This is a genomic window from Curvibacter delicatus NBRC 14919 (genome assembly GCF_001592265.1).
In the GTDB taxonomy this organism is placed as follows: domain Bacteria; phylum Pseudomonadota; class Gammaproteobacteria; order Burkholderiales; family Burkholderiaceae_C; genus Hylemonella; species Hylemonella delicata.
This window is the reverse complement of record NZ_BCWP01000004.1, coordinates 78845-93448: the sequence shown is the minus strand read 5'-3', so window position 1 is coordinate 93448 and position 14604 is coordinate 78845. Positions and strand designations below refer to the sequence as shown.

Sequence of the window (14604 nt, the reverse complement as noted above, 5' to 3'; positions counted from 1 at the left end):
TTCAGTGTCCTTGGGGTGCAGAAGCCATCGATGCGCCACTGCTGCGCGGGCGGGTCAGAGGGCCGGGCGAAGTACCGGTCAGCGTCAGCTGCAGGTCGGCCTCGGCCAGCCAGAAGTCGCGCTGGGCTTCGATGGCGTTGTTCACACTCATCGTCTGCTGGCGCATGTCGCCCAGCAGCTCCCACACGCTGGCGAGCATGCCGTTGTAGCGCAGCAGCATTTCGTCGCTGATGGCCTTGCGCAGCGGCACCACCTCGTCGCGATAGTGGCGCGCCAGGTCGTAGGCGGTGCGCCAGCCGTGGTACGCCTCGCGCGCCTCGCTACGCGCCTTCACCGCCACGTCGCGCACGCGCGTGGCCGACTGCATGTACAGCGCCTGCGCACGTGCATTGCGCGCCGTGCCCCAGTCGAAGATGGGCAGCGGCAGCTCCAGCTCCCAGCCGTGCTTGATGTCATTGCTGCCGGCGACGTTGTCGCTGATGCTGGCATTCTTGTAGCCCAGCGTCAGGCCATTGAGGTAGCCGACCGCCTTGGTCATGCCCAGCGAGTTGGCCACGTAGCCGGTTTCGGCCACGGCCGAGCGCACGTCCAGCCGCTCGCGCAGGGCGCGCGCTTCCATGTCCTGCAGCTCGGCCGCTTGCGGCGGCAGGTCGGGCAGGCGCGGTGCCAGGGTGAACTGCGTCTGTGTGCCCCAAAGGCCCATCAGGCGGGTGAGCTTTTCACGCTCGCTCATGGCGCTTTGCTGCGCGCGTGCCAGTTGGGCCGCAGCATCGGCCAGGAAGACCTGCTCGCGCGCCTGCTGCAACCGGCTCCAGTTGCCCACGCGCGCCATGCGCCGCGCCAGTTCAGCGCCGGCTTCGGCGGCTTCCTTCACTTGGCCCAGGTAAGCCACTGTCTGCTGTGCCGCCACGGCGTTGATCCAGGCCTTGCGCGTGTCGGTGGCCAAACGGATGACTTCCTGTGCGGCCTGCAGCTTGGCCAGCTCGTGCTGCTGGCCCTGCCATTGGGCCTTCCAGGGAAGGAACAGCAGGCCGACCACGTCAAAGCGCAGCACGCGCTCGATTTCCAGCTTGCTGCCTTCGGCGTATTCGGCCACCGAGACATGCGGGTTGGGTGCACGCCCGGCCTGCACACGCTGGGCGTCGCTGATGTCGAGTTGCGCCAGCGCGCTGTGCAGGCCCGGGTTGTTGAGCAGGGCGATGCGCACCGCGCTCTCGGCCGTCAGCGGGGCCTTGAGCAACTCCGCCACGGCTGCATCGATCTCGCGGGTGTTGCGCTGCAGGGTGACGTTGGCGCCGGCCGTGCGGCCTGCGGTGAGTTGCTGCACGTCGTTCAGGTTCTGCTCGGGCGTGAGCGAGGCACAGCCGGCCAGCAGCACGGCCGAGAGCACGATGGGGATGCCGCGCTGAAAAGAGGATCGGCTCATGGTTGGGCTCCAGGTGCTGGCGCATCGGGCTTGGCGGGTTGCCCTTGCGCCTGCTCGGCTTTCAGGATGTCGGCATGGCCGCGTGCGAACTGGCCAACGCGTGCGTTGGCGGCCGCCCAGTCATCGGTGCCCTGTGTCACGCCGCGTGGGCTGTAGACCAAGGCTGACTGGTAGTGCAGGGCGGGCACCGGCGCGGCAGGGTCTGCGGCGGCGGTGGTTTTTTCCGGCGCACTTTGCGCCAGGTTCAGTGCCGGCCAGGCCAGGACGGCCAGGGCCAGCAGGGTGGTTTTTGTCACGAATCTGCTCCAAAACAGCGTTCAGGGAACGGTCTGGCGCCGCCCTGCACCCGGTTTCGGGCCACGGCAGACGCACTACGGCTGTCAGGATCAGAAAATGGGCGGTTTGAAGCCCGGTGCGCGCTCGGCGCTGGCGAAGAAGTGGGAAGAGGTCTGCGGCTGGGCGGCCGGCAGCAAGGCCGCTGCGATGTGCAGCGAGACCGGCGTCAGCGCCACCGTGTGGCAAATCTGGCACAGGGCACAGGTGGCGCAGTCGGCCCCTTCTGTCTGGGGCAGGCTGTCCATCGGCACGTCGGCCCGGCTGGCATGGCCCGGGCAATCGGCATGGGTCATCGCTGCGTGATGTACGTCAATTTCGGCCTCATGGCCCGCCATATCAGCGCGAGGTGCTATTGAATCTGTAGCTATTCCCGGTGCCTGCAGGGTCGGGTTCACCATCTGCATGGCCATGGCATCACCCACCCAGCCGCGCAGGGGCAGCAGGGCGATCATGAGGGCGAGCAGCAGAAAACGCATGGGTGAATGATAAATGGAACAGAAAAAGTTCAGTTCATGCAAAATCAGTTCCATGTTGAGCGATATCCAGCGCACCAAATCGCGCGTTCTTGTGGTCGACGACGGTGACGACAACCGGATGCTGCTGTCAATGATTCTCGAGACGGCCGACTACGAGGTGCAGACGGCAGAGGACGGCCCGACAGCGCTGGAGATGGTCCGGCGTGACCCGCCCGACCTGATCCTGCTGGATGTGATGATGCCCGGCATGGATGGCTACGAGGTCTGTGCCCGCCTCAAGGCCGACGATGCCAGCCGCGCCATTCCGGTGATTTTCGTCACGGCCTTGAGCGAAAGCGAGGCCGAAACCCGCAGCTTCGAACTCGGTGCCGCCGACTTCGTGACCAAGCCCATCAGCATGACGGTCCTGCTGGCGCGGGTGAAAACCCATCTGGCCTTGTACGCACAGCGGCGCAGCCTGGAGGGCATGTTCCGCGACGTCATCGAATTCGCCCCGGACGCCTTCGTCCTGACCAATTCCCAGGGGGTGATCACGCAGATCAACGCCCGGGCCGAAGAGCTGTTTGGCTACCCCCGCAGCGAGTTGCTCGGCCAGCCGGTGGAGATGCTGGTGCCGCAGCGCTTGCGTGCGGGACACCAGGCGCATCGGGAAGACTATGCGCACAAGACGCACAGGCTGAAGATGGGCTCGGGACTGAAATGTTTGCGCAAGGATGGCACCGAGTTCCCGGCCGACATCAACCTCAGTCCCCTGCAAACCAATCGCGGCCGTCTCCTGATGGCCGTGGTGCGTGACGTGAGCGAGCGCCAGCGCCAGGAAGACGAGTTGCGCGAAGCCGCACGCTATTCACGCAGCCTGATCGAGGCAAGCCTCGATCCCATGGTGATGATCAGCAGCCACGGGATGATCACGGATGTCAATGCGGCGGCTGAGCGCATCACCGGACTTGGCCGGGAGCAACTGATCGGCAGCGAGGCGGCCAGCAAGTTCACGGAACCCGAAAGGCTGTACCAGGGTTTCCATCGGGTGGTGCTTGAAGGACAGGTGACCGATTACCCAATGGCGATACGCCATGCGTCGGGGCGGGTCATTCAGGTGATGTGCAATGCCAGCGCCTACCGGGACGGTCGCGGCGAGATCGTCGGTGCCTTTGCCAGCGCGCGCGACGTGACGGAAAGCCTGCGCATCCAGGAGAAGATCAGCGCGTCAAGGCAACGTTTGCGTGACATGGCGGCCCAAAGCGAAGCAATGCGCGAGAAACAGCGCATGCATCTTGCACGTGAGGTGCATGACGAACTGGGCCAGGTGTTGACGGCCCTTCGCATGGACCTCTCCTTCATCGAGAAGCAGACCTGTGCCGACAACCCGCAACTCCAGTCCAAGGTCCTGGCCATGAAAGCCTTGGTGGATCGTGCGATCCAGGGGGTGCGCAATGTGGTTGTCAGTCTGCGGCCCGCAGCGCTGGACATGGGCCTGGGCCTGGTCGCCGCGCTTGAATGGCTGTGCAGCGAGTTTTCCGAACGCAATGGCATTACCTGTGAGTTTCATGCCGGGCAGGAGGTCATCGAAATGAGCGAGGCGCGTGCCGTGGTCCTGTTCCGCATCGTGCAGGAGTCGCTGACCAACGTCACGCGTTATGCGCAGGCCAGCCGGGTGGATGTGTCCATGGGCCAGCAGGACGGCACATTCTGGCTCGAGGTACGCGATAACGGAAAAGGCTTCGATCCGGAGACCGTCAGCAAGACCTCCTACGGCCTGCTGGGCATGCAGGAGCGTGCGCTTGCGCTGGGCGGCGAAGTCGCCGTTGCCAGCGCGCCGGGTCGAGGCACGTCGATCCGTGTCACCATTGCGCTGGCAGATGACAGTACGGAGAAGGACAGTTGATGATCAGGCTGGTGATCGCTGACGATCATGCCATTGTGCGCAGTGGCTTGAAGCAGGTGTTTTCGCTGGCGCCGGACCTGGCAGTGGTCGGTGAGGCCGTCAACGGCAACGAGGTGCTGGCGTTCCTGCGCCAGCAGGTTCCCGACCTGTTGCTGCTGGATATCAACATGCCGGGTCTGAGCGGTCCGGACCTGATCACCCGTGTCAGGGCCCACTGGGCTGACTTGCCCATTCTGGTGCTGAGCATGCACAACGAGGTGCAGGTGGCGGCCCGTGTGCTCAAGGCGGGCGCCAACGGCTATGTGACCAAGGACAGTGAAATGGACGTGTTGCTGGGTGCCATCCGCCGGGTGGCTGGCGGCGGCAAGTTCATCGCCCCGGAACTGGCCGAGAAGTTGGTGTTTGACATGTCTATCGCAGGCGAGAAACCTGCCCACATGAGCTTGTCGGATCGTGAGCTCGAGGTGTTCCGTCTGCTGGTGGCCGGCAAGGGCATCAATGACATTGCCGGGCAGCTGTGCATCAGCAACAAGACCGTGAGCACATACAAGACGCGGCTGATGGAAAAACTCAACCTCTCCGGCGTTGCCGAATTGACGCGTTATGCCATGCAGCACGGCCTGCTGAGCTGACGAGCGGCTTGCGCCAGGGTAGGAAATTTCCTACCCGCTTCATCTTTTCCTGACATTCAAACCGGCGTTGTCCGATGGCGCCGAAGGCATGCACCCGGCACCATGGCGGCATGTTGAACCTGCTGGTCGCCGATGACTCCGAACTGATCCGTACACGCTTGGTGGGTGTGCTGCATGGCATTGCCGGCGTCGACGAGATCGACACGGCCGACACCATGACGCAAACCTTGCGCTGTGTGGAGCAGAAGCCCCCGACGCTGCTGATCCTGGATCTGCATCTAGCCGACGGCAACGCCCTGCGGATCATTCCGACCCTCAAACAGCTCGCCCCTGGCATGGAGGTGCTCGTACTGACCAGCGATGACAGTCCGTTCAACCGTGCCCGCTGCCTGCAGGCCGGTGCCGACTGGTTCTTCGACAAAGCGACCGAATTCGAAAACGCACTGTTGGTGGTGCAACTGAATGCCGCCTGCGAAATCGCATCCAGACATTGACACCTGAAGCAAGATAAAAATGAGAAACAACCACCCCGTGACCCAGCGCGAGTATGTGTTCCGGGATGGCGTGACACTGATGTCGACCACCGACACGCAGAGTCATGTCACCTATGCCAACCAAGCCTTTGTCGAGGTCAGCGGCTACGAGCGTGATGAGATCCTGGGACAGCCGCACAACATGGTTCGCCATCCCGACATGCCCAAGGAGGCATTTGCCGACATGTGGGCCACACTCAAGGGTGGTGAGTCGTGGACGGCACTGGTCAAGAACCGGCGCAAGAATGGTGACCATTACTGGGTGCGTGCCAATGCCACCCCGATCAACCGCGACGGCCGTGTCACCGGCTACATGTCAGTGCGCACCAAGCCGGAAGCCAACGAAGTTGCTGCGGCTGAAGCGCTTTATCAAAAAGTTCGCGAGGGCCATGCCAAGGGCCTGGCTTTCCACAAAGGCATCGTCGTACGTTCCGGCCTGATGGGCTGGACCACGATGTTCCGGGTCATCTCAGTCGGTTCGCGCATCCGGTTGGCCAATGCCCTGGGGGTGCTGGTGGCGCTGGGCGTGGCGCTTGCAAGCGGGATCACCGGTGCACCCCTCGGCATGGTCGCGGGTGGTCTGCTCGCAGGCGCGTTGGTGAGTTGCTTCACGATTGAGCGTCAGATTGGCCGGCCGTTGCGCCTGATCCTGAAACAGGCCCAGACCGTGGCCAGCGGCCAGGCAGGCCAGAACATCAGCCTCAACCGCGTGGACGAGATCGGCATGCTGCTGCGTGCCATCAACCAGTCGGGCCTGAACCTGCGTGCGCTGGTGGACGATGTGGCAGCACGTTCCCAGGTGGTCGCTTCGGCCAGTGTCCAGATCGCCTCGGGCAATCTGGATCTCAGCGGCCGTACTGAAAGCCAGGCCAGCGCGCTGGAGGAAACCGCCGCTTCGATGGAGCAGTTCAGCTCCACCGTCAAGCAGAATGCCGACAACGCACGCCAGGGCAATGAGCTGGCCCAGAATGCCAGCACCGTCGCTGCCAAGGGCGGTGAAGTCGTGGCGCAGGTGGTCGACACGATGAAGGGCATCAATGATTCGAGCAAGAAAATCGCCGACATCATTGGCGTCATCGATGGCATTGCCTTTCAGACCAACATTCTGGCCCTCAATGCGGCCGTCGAGGCGGCACGGGCCGGCGAACAAGGTCGCGGTTTTGCCGTGGTGGCCAGCGAAGTCCGCTCATTGGCCGGTCGCAGCGCCGAAGCTGCCAAGGAAATCAAGGCGCTCATCGACGACAGCGTGCAGCGCGTTGAGCATGGCAACACCCTGGTCGATCAGGCGGGCACCACCATGAACGAAGTGGTGAGTTCCATCCGCCAGGTGACGGAGCTGATGAGCCAGATCACGATTGCCAGTACCGAGCAGGCGCAAGGTGTGGCCCAGGTGGGCGAAGCCATCACCTTGCTCGACCAGACCACGCAGCAAAACGCGGCACTGGTTGAAGAGAGTGCGGCCGCGGCTGACAACCTGAAGATGCAGGCTGACCAACTGGTGCATGCCGTGAAAGTTTTCAAGTAATCCAAGGCGAGCTCAAGGTGCCCGCCAATTCCGCTGGCGACCGGGCAACCCTTAGCGGTCTTGCTGGTCCGAGATGAAACGTGCCATGTCGGTTGCCGGCATTGGTCGGGCGAACAGGAAACCCTGGACTTCGTCGCAGCCGAAGGCGCGCAGTTGCGTCAGCATGTCTTCCGTTTCGACGCCTTCGGCAATCGTGCGCAGGTTCAGGCTGTTGGCCATCTGGATGATGGCGCGCACGATGGCGGCGTCGTCCGGGTCAGTGGCGAGGTCGCGCACGAACGTGCGGTCGATCTTGAGCCGGTCGATGTCAAAGCGCTTAAGGTAGGCCAGGCTGGAGTAGCCGGTCCCGAAGTCATCGATCGAGAGCTGCACGCCCAACCGCTTCAGGTTTTGCAGGCTGACCAGCACGCCATCCACGTTCTGGATCAGGATCGACTCGGTCAGCTCCAGCTCCAGCAGCGCAGGCGGCAGTCCGGACTCCTCCAGCGCGCGCCGGACGGACTGTTCCACGTCGCCACGTTTGAACTGGACGCCGGAAAAGTTGACGGCCATCGTCAAGGGCGGCAAGCCGGCCTGTTGCCAGGCCATGGCCTGGCGGCAGGCTTCAAGCAGAACCCACTGGCCGATGGGCACGATCAGGCCGCTTTCTTCGGCGACCGGGACGAAACGCTGCGGCTCGATCAGGCCCAGTTCGGGGTGCTGCCAGCGCAGCAGCGCTTCAACGCCGATCACCTTGTTGCTGGCTAAGTCAATCTGGGGTTGGTAATAGAGCGTGAATTCGTGGCGCTCCAACGCCCGACGCAGCCCCCGCAGCAACTGCAGGTGATCGATGGTTTCAGCATTCATTGCCTCATCGAAGAAGCGATAGGTGTTGCGACCTGCTTCCTTGGCGCGGTACATGGCCAGGTCGGCCTTTTTCAGCAAGGTTTCGAAATCGTTGCCATCTTCGGGGAAGATCGTTGCCCCCATGGAGACAGAGGTGGTGACTTCGTGGCCATCGGGGGTAAACGGCTCCTGCAGCCGCTCCATCACCTTGGTCATGACCTCGGCCGCGACGTCGGCGTCTGGCAGGTCGCGCAGCACGATCAGGAATTCGTCGCCACCCTGGCGGGAGATGGCGTCGGTGTCGCGAACACACTCCTTCAGGCGTTCGGCAACCTTCTTGAGCAAGGCGTCACCGCAATGGTGGCCGAGGGTGTCGTTGATGCTCTTGAAACTGTCAAGGTCGAGAAACAGCAGGGCGACCCGGCTGTTGTCGCGCTGGGCCTGGGCAATGGCCTGTTCGAAGCGGTCCTGCAGCAGCAGGCGATTGGGCAGGCCGGTCAGGGGGTCGTGGTAGGCCAGGAATTCGATGCGCTGCTCGGCCGTCATGCGGTCGGTGATGTCGGTGCCCACGCCGCGATAGCCGCGGAACCGGCCCTGCTCGTCCAGTATGGGCGTGCCGCTGATGGAGAAGGTGTGCAATTCGCCGTTGTCGGCACGGACCTGGTAGACGAAATTCTTGAACGGTTCGTGCCGTTCCAGTTGCTTGCGGTGCTCGGCCCATTGCACCGGTGTCACGCCTTCCAGAGGCAGTTCCCAGCGGGTCTTGCCGATGAACGGTTCAACATCGGCGCGGATGCGGCCAATCGACATCTGGGTGAAGCGGAATTCGGCATCCTGCTCCCAGTACCAGTCGGTCGACAATTCGGTCAGGCTGCGAAAGCGGGCTTCACTGTCGCGCAAGGTCTGCTGCTGCTGATCCAGCGTACGGACCATGGTATTGGAAGCCAGCATCAGGGTGTCGATCTCGGTGCCGCCGCCGTTGACCGACAACAGGCGATCCGCGCCAGTCTTGCCGGGAAGCTCCTGAACATGCCGCGTGAGCGTCGCCAGCGGGGCCATGAACCGGCGCATGATCAGCCAGGCGACCAGCAGCACGATGCCGGTTCCCAGCGCCAAGGCCAGCAGGAAATAACGTTGGGCCTGGCGCAGCGGCGCTTCGGCTTCGGCAACGGGATAATTGGCCGCGAGGATCCAGCCGGTGGTGGACAGCCGTTTGAAACTGCTGAACATGGCCTGGCCATGGGAGGTGACGGTCGGGCCGCTGCCTTCGAATCCTGCCAATGCCCGATCGTAGAGTTCATTCTTGCCGGGTCGCGCAGCCTCCATCATGAGACGGATGGAATCGGGGTGCATGATCACCGTCCGCTCCTGGTCGGTGATGAAGATGTAGCCCGTGTGGCCGATCTTGATCTGGTTGAGGTTGGCCAGGAAGTTGCGGCCCAGCAGGTCAAAGCTGCCTTGCAGAATGCCGATGAGTTCGCCACGATCGTTCAGCAGCGGTGAGGTCATCATCAGGGCAGGTTGTCCCGGCAGGTAGGACGACAGATAGGGCGAGGAGATGTGCGGCTTGAGGGTGGCTGCGGTGATCTGGAAGAACTTGCGGTTGGTGATGTCGCGGCCGCGCCGGTCGGGCTTGTAGGGGCTCTCGGCAATCACCTTGCCTTCTGCCGAGATCAGAAACAGCCCGTTGTCGAACAGGGAGTGCAATGCGGCCATGCGATCGAGCAAGCGTTGCGCCAGTTCTGGGTCGGACAGGGCTTCGTGTGGGAGGTGCTGCGCCGAGAGGTTCAGCGCGTCTTGTGTGATCCGGATTTTTTCGTCGACGCTGGTGGCCAGCGAGGACACCAGGGTGTATTGCTGGGCGTACAGGCTGTTGCGGAACTCGGCTTCGAAGTAGCGCAAGCCCAGCAAGGCCATGGCGCCGACCACGCCGATGAATAGGACACTCATCGCCAGCGCGACGCGTGTTTTAAGGCTGATATGGCGAGGTTTGGGTCGCGGCATGATCATGCGAGCTGTCATCGAAATCCGTTTGTTGTTGTGATTGGAGTCGAAACAGCTGGCACGAACTCCCCCCTTAGCGGCCGATGTTAACAGCTGTAAGGGCCCTCAAGGCCGAACGGCGGGGCTCTCCAGTGCCATGCCGCTGGCCTGGGCCGCCAGATACAGCTCCAGCTCCACCAGTTCCTGTGCCCCATAAGGCCAGGGTTGGGCGCGCACGCCGCTCAGGCAGTTGCGCAGCCGGCGTTGCAGCGAACCCAGCCCCTGCCATTCGAGCCGGTACAGTGGGTAGCCGGTGGGATGGGCCTGGGGGATGACGGTGCCGCCCAGGCGTTGGCCCCAGCGCTGGTCATGGCATTGGGCGCATGAGAGGTCGAGTTGCCCCAGGCGTTGCTGGTAGCGTGCCCGGCCGCGTTCCACGAAGGGTTGCAGCCGTGCATCGGCCAGCGGTGCCATGGGCAGGCCGCGCGACTGCAGGGCCACGAAGCTTTCCAGGCTCAGCAGGTCCTGGCTTTCCAGTCGCCAGGGGGCGGCCTGTTGCCGGTTCTGCCGGCACAGATTGATACGCTGTGCCAGGTTGACGGGCCGTTGCAGGCCGGCATCGAAGGCCGGAAAGCGCGCGGCGACGCCGTGCAGGCTGCTGGCGGCGCCATGGCAGCTGGCGCAGGCTTTGCCGCTTGTTCCCGCCGGTGTTTGCCACAGGGCCTCGCCCTGCTTGACCCACAGCATGGCCGGGTTGAGGGCATCGTCACGCTGCATGGCCTGCACTGCCGTGCCCATGAAGTCGAAACCCGAATGACGCGGCTCGGTCGGTGCCACGGGCTGTGCCTGCGCATGGCATGCCAGCATGGCACCGAAAAGAAGAGCGGCCCGCCAGTGCTTCATGTCACGTCGAGGGTCACGCTTTCCGTATGGCTGAAGCCATGGTCGCCTTCCCAGCGCATGCGCAGCGTGCCGCTGGCCGTGGCCACGGTGTGGAAGGCAATCAGGGGGTTGGCGGCAATGGCGGAGAACAGTTCGGCACTGAACACCAGTTCGTCGTTGTAGTGGCAGGTGAAACGCCGGATGATGTCGCGTGGCAGTACCTGCCCATCGGCGCCAGGGCGAAAGCCGGTTTCCATCGGATGGCCGATGATGGTGCTGATGGCGATGATTTCGCCGCGCCGGGCGCTGGCCGGCACCTTGATGAGGGTGCGCGCCATGCTCAGCTCTCCTCGCCTTCCAGGCAGGCGGCCAGCGTCACGATCACGTCAACCGTGTGCGACCAGTAGCTGCCGTCGTTCATGCGTGCCACCGCTGCCAGTTTTTGCGTGGTGGCCAGCCGGATGCGTGTGGACACCGTGGCACGGCCGGCACGCGGGCCCAGCGTGAAGCGGGCCACATCACGCTGCGGATTGCGCTCGTTGAAGATGGCAATGGCGGTGACGTGATCAGTCGCAGTCATCGGGCTCTCCACGCTGATGCTGATCGGCACCGTGTTGCCGTTGTCCACCAGCGGCGCGATGTCGAGCTTGACGCGGCCGCGCTGCACCGCGGCGCCGTTGCTCCAGGCACTGATGGCCGCCGCCAGTTCGTCTGGTGCGGCAGCAGCAGGGCGCACCAGCAGCCAGGTGCCCAGGCCTGCGCTGCTGGCCAGCAGCTGGCGTCGAGTTGGGAAGATTGTGTTCATGGTTGATTCAGTCGTTCAACGTGCGCAGGTAAGCCACCACGTCCTCCATCTGCTGCGCTGACAGCAGGGTCTTGCCCTGCCAGGCATTGCCAACGCGGGTCAGCCCCTCGCTGCGGTAATAGGCCGGCATGATGCTGTCGGGGTTGAGGCGACGTGCATCGGCCAGCCGTAGCCGCAGCTGCGCGGCCGTCCAGCGGCGGCCGGCCCCGGCAAGATCGGGTGCCAGCGTGCCCTGGAAGCGCTCCTCCGGCAGGGGGCCATGGTGGCACAGCAGGCACAGGCCCAACTGGCGGTTGGCCACGATGCTGCGCCCGCGCGTTGCATCCCCCGGCTCGCTGCTCAGGGGCTCGGGGATGCCGTCGTCCACCACATGCAGACCGGGTGAGGGCTCGGTTGTCTGGGCGATGGCCGACGTAGCAGTGAGAGACAGCCAAGCCATGACAGCGACCGTCGGGAACAGGCGGCACACCCGTGACAGGCAGGCCGCCATGCCTTGCCTCATGCCCGCTTCAGGCTGTGCTGCTTCAGGGGCAATTCGCGGATGCGTTTGCCGGTGGCAGCAAAGACCGCGTTCAGCACGGCGGGTGCCGCCACCGCGATGGTGGGCTCGCCGACGCCGCCCCAGAAACCGCCGGAAGGCAGCACGATGGTCTCCACCTTCGGCATGTCGGCCATGCGCACCACGGGATAGCCGTCGAAGTTTTTCTGCTCGACCGCACCATCCTTGACCGTGATTTCGCCGAACAAAGCGGCTGACAGACCATACGAGAAGGAGCCTTCAACCTGTGCTTCGATCTGTTGCGGGTTGACGGCATGTCCCGGGTCGGTAGCGGCCACGATGCGGTGGATCTTGAGCTGGCCGTCGTCACTGACCGATACCTCGGCGCAGGCGGCAACATAGCTGCCGAAGCCCATGGTTTGTGCCAGCCCGCGGAACACCCCCTTGGGTGCCGGCTTGTCCCAGCCAGCGCGCTCAGCGACTGCATTGAGCACCGCGAGGTGCTTGGGGTGATTGGCCATCAGCTTGCGGCGCAGTGCCAACGGGTCCTGGCCGGTGGCGTGGGCAATCTCGTCGATGAAGCTCTCGAGGTAGATCGCGTTCTGGTTCAGGTTGACGCCGCGCCAGAAGCCGGCCGGCACATGCGGGTTGCGCATGGCGTGGTCGATCAGCAGGTTGGGAAAGCTGTAACCGATCGAGGCTTCCGGGCCGGATGGGTTCAGGCCCTGGAACACCAGCATGTCGCGACCGTCCTTGATGGTCTGCGGCGCCACCGTGGCCAGGATGGACTGGCCCGAAATACGCATGTGCAGGCCGGTGATGTTGCCTTGCGCGTCCAGGCCGGCGGTGAGCTTCGCACTCGTGACCGGGTGATAGGAACCGTGCTGCATGTCCTCCTCGCGCGACCAGATCATCTTGATCGGCGTGCCCGGCATGGCCTTGGCAATCTGAACCGCCTGGGTCACGAAGTCGGAGCGGCCGCGACGGCCGAAACCGCCGCCAAGGTACAGCTTGTAGACCTCGCATTGGGCCGGCGGCAGGCCCGAGGCCTCGGCCGCGGCAGCCAGCGCCGCCTCGCCGTTTTGTGTCGGCACCCAGACTTCGCAGCGCTCAGGCGTCCAGCGCGCCGTCGCGTTCATGGGCTCCAGGGTGGCGTGGTTCTGGAAGGGGTAGGCATAAACGGCTTCGATCTTGCGCGCAGCCGAGGCAATGGCAGCCGGCGCGTCGCCGTTGCTGTTGCCCACCACGGTCGGTCCGCTGAACACCAGTCCCTCCTTGAGTGTTTTCTGGATGTCCGCTTGCGAGACGCTCGCGTTGGGGCCATAGTCCCATTCGATCGGCAGCGCCTCGAGCGCTGTTTTGGCGCGCCACCAGGTGTCGGCCACCACGGCCACGGCGCTGTCGCCGACCGGCACCACTTTCTTCACACCGGGACGGCCTTCGATGGCTGCAGCATTAAAGCTCTTGAGCTTGCCGCCGAAGACCGGGCAGTCCTTGATTGCCGCGTTGAGCAGACCGGGCAACTGCAGGTCGATGCCATAGTCTTGGGCGCCCGTGGTTTTCTTGACCGTGTCCAGCCGTGCCAGCCGCTTGCCGGCGAGTTTCCAGGTCTTCGGATCCTTCAGCGTGATGCTGGCAGCATCCGGCGGTGTGAGCTTTGCAGCGGCGGCGGCCACCTTGCCGTAGGTGATCTTGCGGCCGGAAGCCTTGTGCGTGATGACGCTGTTGGCCGCCACGCACTCTGCGGCGGGCACACCCCAGCCATCGGCAGCGGCCTGCACCAGCAGGATGCGCGCCATGGCACCGCCCTTGCGCACATAGTCGTGCGACTCGCGGATGCCACGGCTGCCGCCGGTGGCGAAGTTGCCCCAGACGCGCTTGCGCGCCAGATTCTGGCCCGGGGTCGGGTACTCGGTGGTGACCTTGGCCCAGTTGCATTCCAGTTCCTCGGCCACCAGTTGGGCCAGGCCGGTGAGTGTGCCTTGGCCCATTTCGGAGCGGGCGATGCGGATCACCACCGTGTCATCGGGTTGGATGACCACCCAGGCATTGACTTCCGGTGTGCTGTCCTGGGCGTTGGCAAATGGAATGTGGAAGCTCACCACCAGGCCACCGGCGGCAGCGCCCGTGCTGGACAGAAAGCTGCGGCGGGAGAGTTGGGGCTGCAGGGGGCTGGTGCTCATGTGGTGCTCCCGTCGGCGTGCTGGATGGACAGCTGGGCCAGCTTGGTGGCGCCGCCCTTGGCCACGACCTTGATGGCGGCGCGCACCCGGTTGTAGGTGCCGCAGCGGCAGATGTTGGTGACGGCCGCATCGATGTCGGCGTCACTCGGGTTGGGCTTGGTCTTGAGCAGGGCCGAGACAGCCATGATCATGCCGCTCTGGCAGAAGCCGCACTGCGGGACGTCCAGCCTGGCCCAGGCCTTTTGCACCGGGTGCGAGCCGTTCTTCGACAGGCCCTCGATGGTGACGATCTTTTCCTGGCCCGAGAGCGAGGCCAGCGGCCGTACACAGCTGCGTACCGGTGCCCCGTCGATGTGCACGGTGCAGGCACCGCATTGCGCGATACCGCAGCCGTACTTGGTGCCGGTCAGGCGGAGCTGTTCGCGCAGCACCCACAGCAGCGGGGTGTCCGGCTCGGCCTCGAATTCACGCACCTTGCCGTTGACGTTGAGTTTCGCCATGTCGTGTCTCCTCGAATTATTTGCCGGCGTGGCCGGGTGATGCCGGTCCACGACGGTTTATAAATCTTTTCGCACGACCTTGCACAAGGCCCGCAGGGCAGCGGCCTGGCTGAA

14 protein-coding genes are annotated in these 14604 nt (G+C 64.1%); 4 read left to right on the top strand and 10 right to left on the bottom strand.

What is annotated here, in order from left to right:
* Position 1: 1 nt before the first annotated feature.
* The 3 genes from CDE01S_RS03365 to CDE01S_RS03355 all read right to left on the bottom strand — a co-directional run bounded on the left by CDE01S_RS03365 (position 2) and on the right by CDE01S_RS03355 (position 2238).
* Complete coding sequence (locus tag CDE01S_RS03365) at positions 2 to 1426, bottom strand: TolC family protein (protein WP_066703719.1); 1425 nt, start codon at positions 1424 to 1426, stop codon at positions 2 to 4.
* Positions 1423 to 1722 (bottom strand): hypothetical protein, encoded by a 300-nt coding sequence (locus tag CDE01S_RS03360; RefSeq protein WP_066703716.1) that lies wholly within the window; start codon positions 1720 to 1722, stop codon positions 1423 to 1425. Before CDE01S_RS03360 ends, CDE01S_RS03365 begins: the two co-directional genes overlap by 4 nt.
* Before the next feature lie 90 nt (positions 1723 to 1812).
* Positions 1813 to 2238 carry a hypothetical protein gene (locus CDE01S_RS03355; RefSeq protein WP_084382675.1) on the bottom strand — a complete coding sequence of 142 codons (426 nt, stop codon included), beginning with the start codon at positions 2236 to 2238 and terminating at the stop codon, positions 1813 to 1815.
* Positions 2239 to 2290: 52 nt separating this feature from the next.
* Between CDE01S_RS03355 and CDE01S_RS03350 the strand changes: the two genes are divergently transcribed.
* From CDE01S_RS03350 to CDE01S_RS03335, 4 genes are all read left to right on the top strand, one after another.
* A complete protein-coding gene (locus CDE01S_RS03350) occupies positions 2291 to 4123 on the top strand; it encodes a hybrid sensor histidine kinase/response regulator (protein WP_066703710.1) in 1833 nt (610 codons plus the stop codon).
* Entirely contained in the window at positions 4123 to 4755 is a 633-nt protein-coding gene (locus CDE01S_RS03345; RefSeq protein ID WP_066703707.1) for a response regulator, read from the top strand. Before CDE01S_RS03350 ends, CDE01S_RS03345 begins: the two co-directional genes overlap by 1 nt.
* Positions 4756 to 4865: 110 nt before the next feature.
* Complete coding sequence (locus CDE01S_RS03340; protein WP_169802234.1) at positions 4866 to 5249, top strand: response regulator; 384 nt, start codon at positions 4866 to 4868, stop codon at positions 5247 to 5249.
* A 19-nt stretch (positions 5250 to 5268) separates the two neighbouring features.
* Positions 5269 to 6813 carry a methyl-accepting chemotaxis protein gene (locus CDE01S_RS03335; RefSeq protein WP_066703700.1) on the top strand — a complete coding sequence of 515 codons (1545 nt, stop codon included), beginning with the start codon at positions 5269 to 5271 and terminating at the stop codon, positions 6811 to 6813.
* A 51-nt stretch (positions 6814 to 6864) separates the two neighbouring features.
* Here the strand turns inward: CDE01S_RS03335 and CDE01S_RS03330 are convergent, their stop codons facing one another.
* From CDE01S_RS03330 to CDE01S_RS03300, 7 genes are all read right to left on the bottom strand, one after another.
* Positions 6865 to 9588 (bottom strand): bifunctional diguanylate cyclase/phosphodiesterase, encoded by a 2724-nt coding sequence (locus tag CDE01S_RS03330; protein ID WP_169802233.1) that lies wholly within the window; start codon positions 9586 to 9588, stop codon positions 6865 to 6867.
* 159 nt (positions 9589 to 9747) lie between these two features.
* Positions 9748 to 10524 (bottom strand): sulfur oxidation c-type cytochrome SoxA, encoded by a 777-nt coding sequence (gene soxA, locus CDE01S_RS03325; RefSeq protein WP_066703694.1) that lies wholly within the window; start codon positions 10522 to 10524, stop codon positions 9748 to 9750.
* Positions 10521 to 10841, bottom strand: coding sequence for a thiosulfate oxidation carrier complex protein SoxZ (locus CDE01S_RS03320; RefSeq protein ID WP_066703691.1), 321 nt, complete (start codon positions 10839 to 10841; stop codon positions 10521 to 10523). Before CDE01S_RS03320 ends, soxA begins: the two co-directional genes overlap by 4 nt.
* A gap of 2 nt (positions 10842 to 10843) precedes the next feature.
* Positions 10844 to 11308, bottom strand: a complete 465-nt coding sequence (locus CDE01S_RS03315; RefSeq protein WP_066703688.1) for a SoxY-related AACIE arm protein — start codon at positions 11306 to 11308, stop codon at positions 10844 to 10846.
* A 7-nt stretch (positions 11309 to 11315) separates the two neighbouring features.
* Entirely contained in the window at positions 11316 to 11810 is a 495-nt protein-coding gene (gene soxX, locus CDE01S_RS03310; protein WP_245636098.1) for a sulfur oxidation c-type cytochrome SoxX, read from the bottom strand.
* Complete coding sequence (locus CDE01S_RS03305; RefSeq protein WP_066703685.1) at positions 11807 to 13990, bottom strand: xanthine dehydrogenase family protein molybdopterin-binding subunit; 2184 nt, start codon at positions 13988 to 13990, stop codon at positions 11807 to 11809. The genes soxX and CDE01S_RS03305 overlap by 4 nt, the downstream gene beginning before the upstream one ends.
* Positions 13987 to 14490 (bottom strand): (2Fe-2S)-binding protein, encoded by a 504-nt coding sequence (locus tag CDE01S_RS03300; protein ID WP_066703682.1) that lies wholly within the window; start codon positions 14488 to 14490, stop codon positions 13987 to 13989. The genes CDE01S_RS03305 and CDE01S_RS03300 overlap by 4 nt, the downstream gene beginning before the upstream one ends.
* Positions 14491 to 14604: the final 114 nt, after the last annotated feature.

Coding starts and splice junctions, on each gene's coding strand:
- CDE01S_RS03365 (WP_066703719.1), bottom strand. CDS start 1,426: ATGAGCCGATCCTCTTTTCAGCGCGGCATCCCCATCGTGCTCTCGGCC.
- CDE01S_RS03355 (WP_084382675.1), bottom strand. CDS start 2,238: ATGCGTTTTCTGCTGCTCGCCCTCATGATCGCCCTGCTGCCCCTGCGC.
- CDE01S_RS03350 (WP_066703710.1), top strand. CDS start 2,291: ATGTTGAGCGATATCCAGCGCACCAAATCGCGCGTTCTTGTGGTCGAC.
- CDE01S_RS03345 (WP_066703707.1), top strand. CDS start 4,123: ATGATCAGGCTGGTGATCGCTGACGATCATGCCATTGTGCGCAGTGGC.
- CDE01S_RS03340 (WP_169802234.1), top strand. CDS start 4,866: ATGTTGAACCTGCTGGTCGCCGATGACTCCGAACTGATCCGTACACGC.
- CDE01S_RS03335 (WP_066703700.1), top strand. CDS start 5,269: ATGAGAAACAACCACCCCGTGACCCAGCGCGAGTATGTGTTCCGGGAT.
- CDE01S_RS03330 (WP_169802233.1), bottom strand. CDS start 9,588: ATGAGTGTCCTATTCATCGGCGTGGTCGGCGCCATGGCCTTGCTGGGC.
- soxA (WP_066703694.1), bottom strand. CDS start 10,524: ATGAAGCACTGGCGGGCCGCTCTTCTTTTCGGTGCCATGCTGGCATGC.
- CDE01S_RS03320 (WP_066703691.1), bottom strand. CDS start 10,841: ATGGCGCGCACCCTCATCAAGGTGCCGGCCAGCGCCCGGCGCGGCGAA.
- CDE01S_RS03315 (WP_066703688.1), bottom strand. CDS start 11,308: ATGAACACAATCTTCCCAACTCGACGCCAGCTGCTGGCCAGCAGCGCA.
- soxX (WP_245636098.1), bottom strand. CDS start 11,810: ATGAGGCAAGGCATGGCGGCCTGCCTGTCACGGGTGTGCCGCCTGTTC.
- CDE01S_RS03305 (WP_066703685.1), bottom strand. CDS start 13,990: ATGAGCACCAGCCCCCTGCAGCCCCAACTCTCCCGCCGCAGCTTTCTG.
- CDE01S_RS03300 (WP_066703682.1), bottom strand. CDS start 14,490: ATGGCGAAACTCAACGTCAACGGCAAGGTGCGTGAATTCGAGGCCGAG.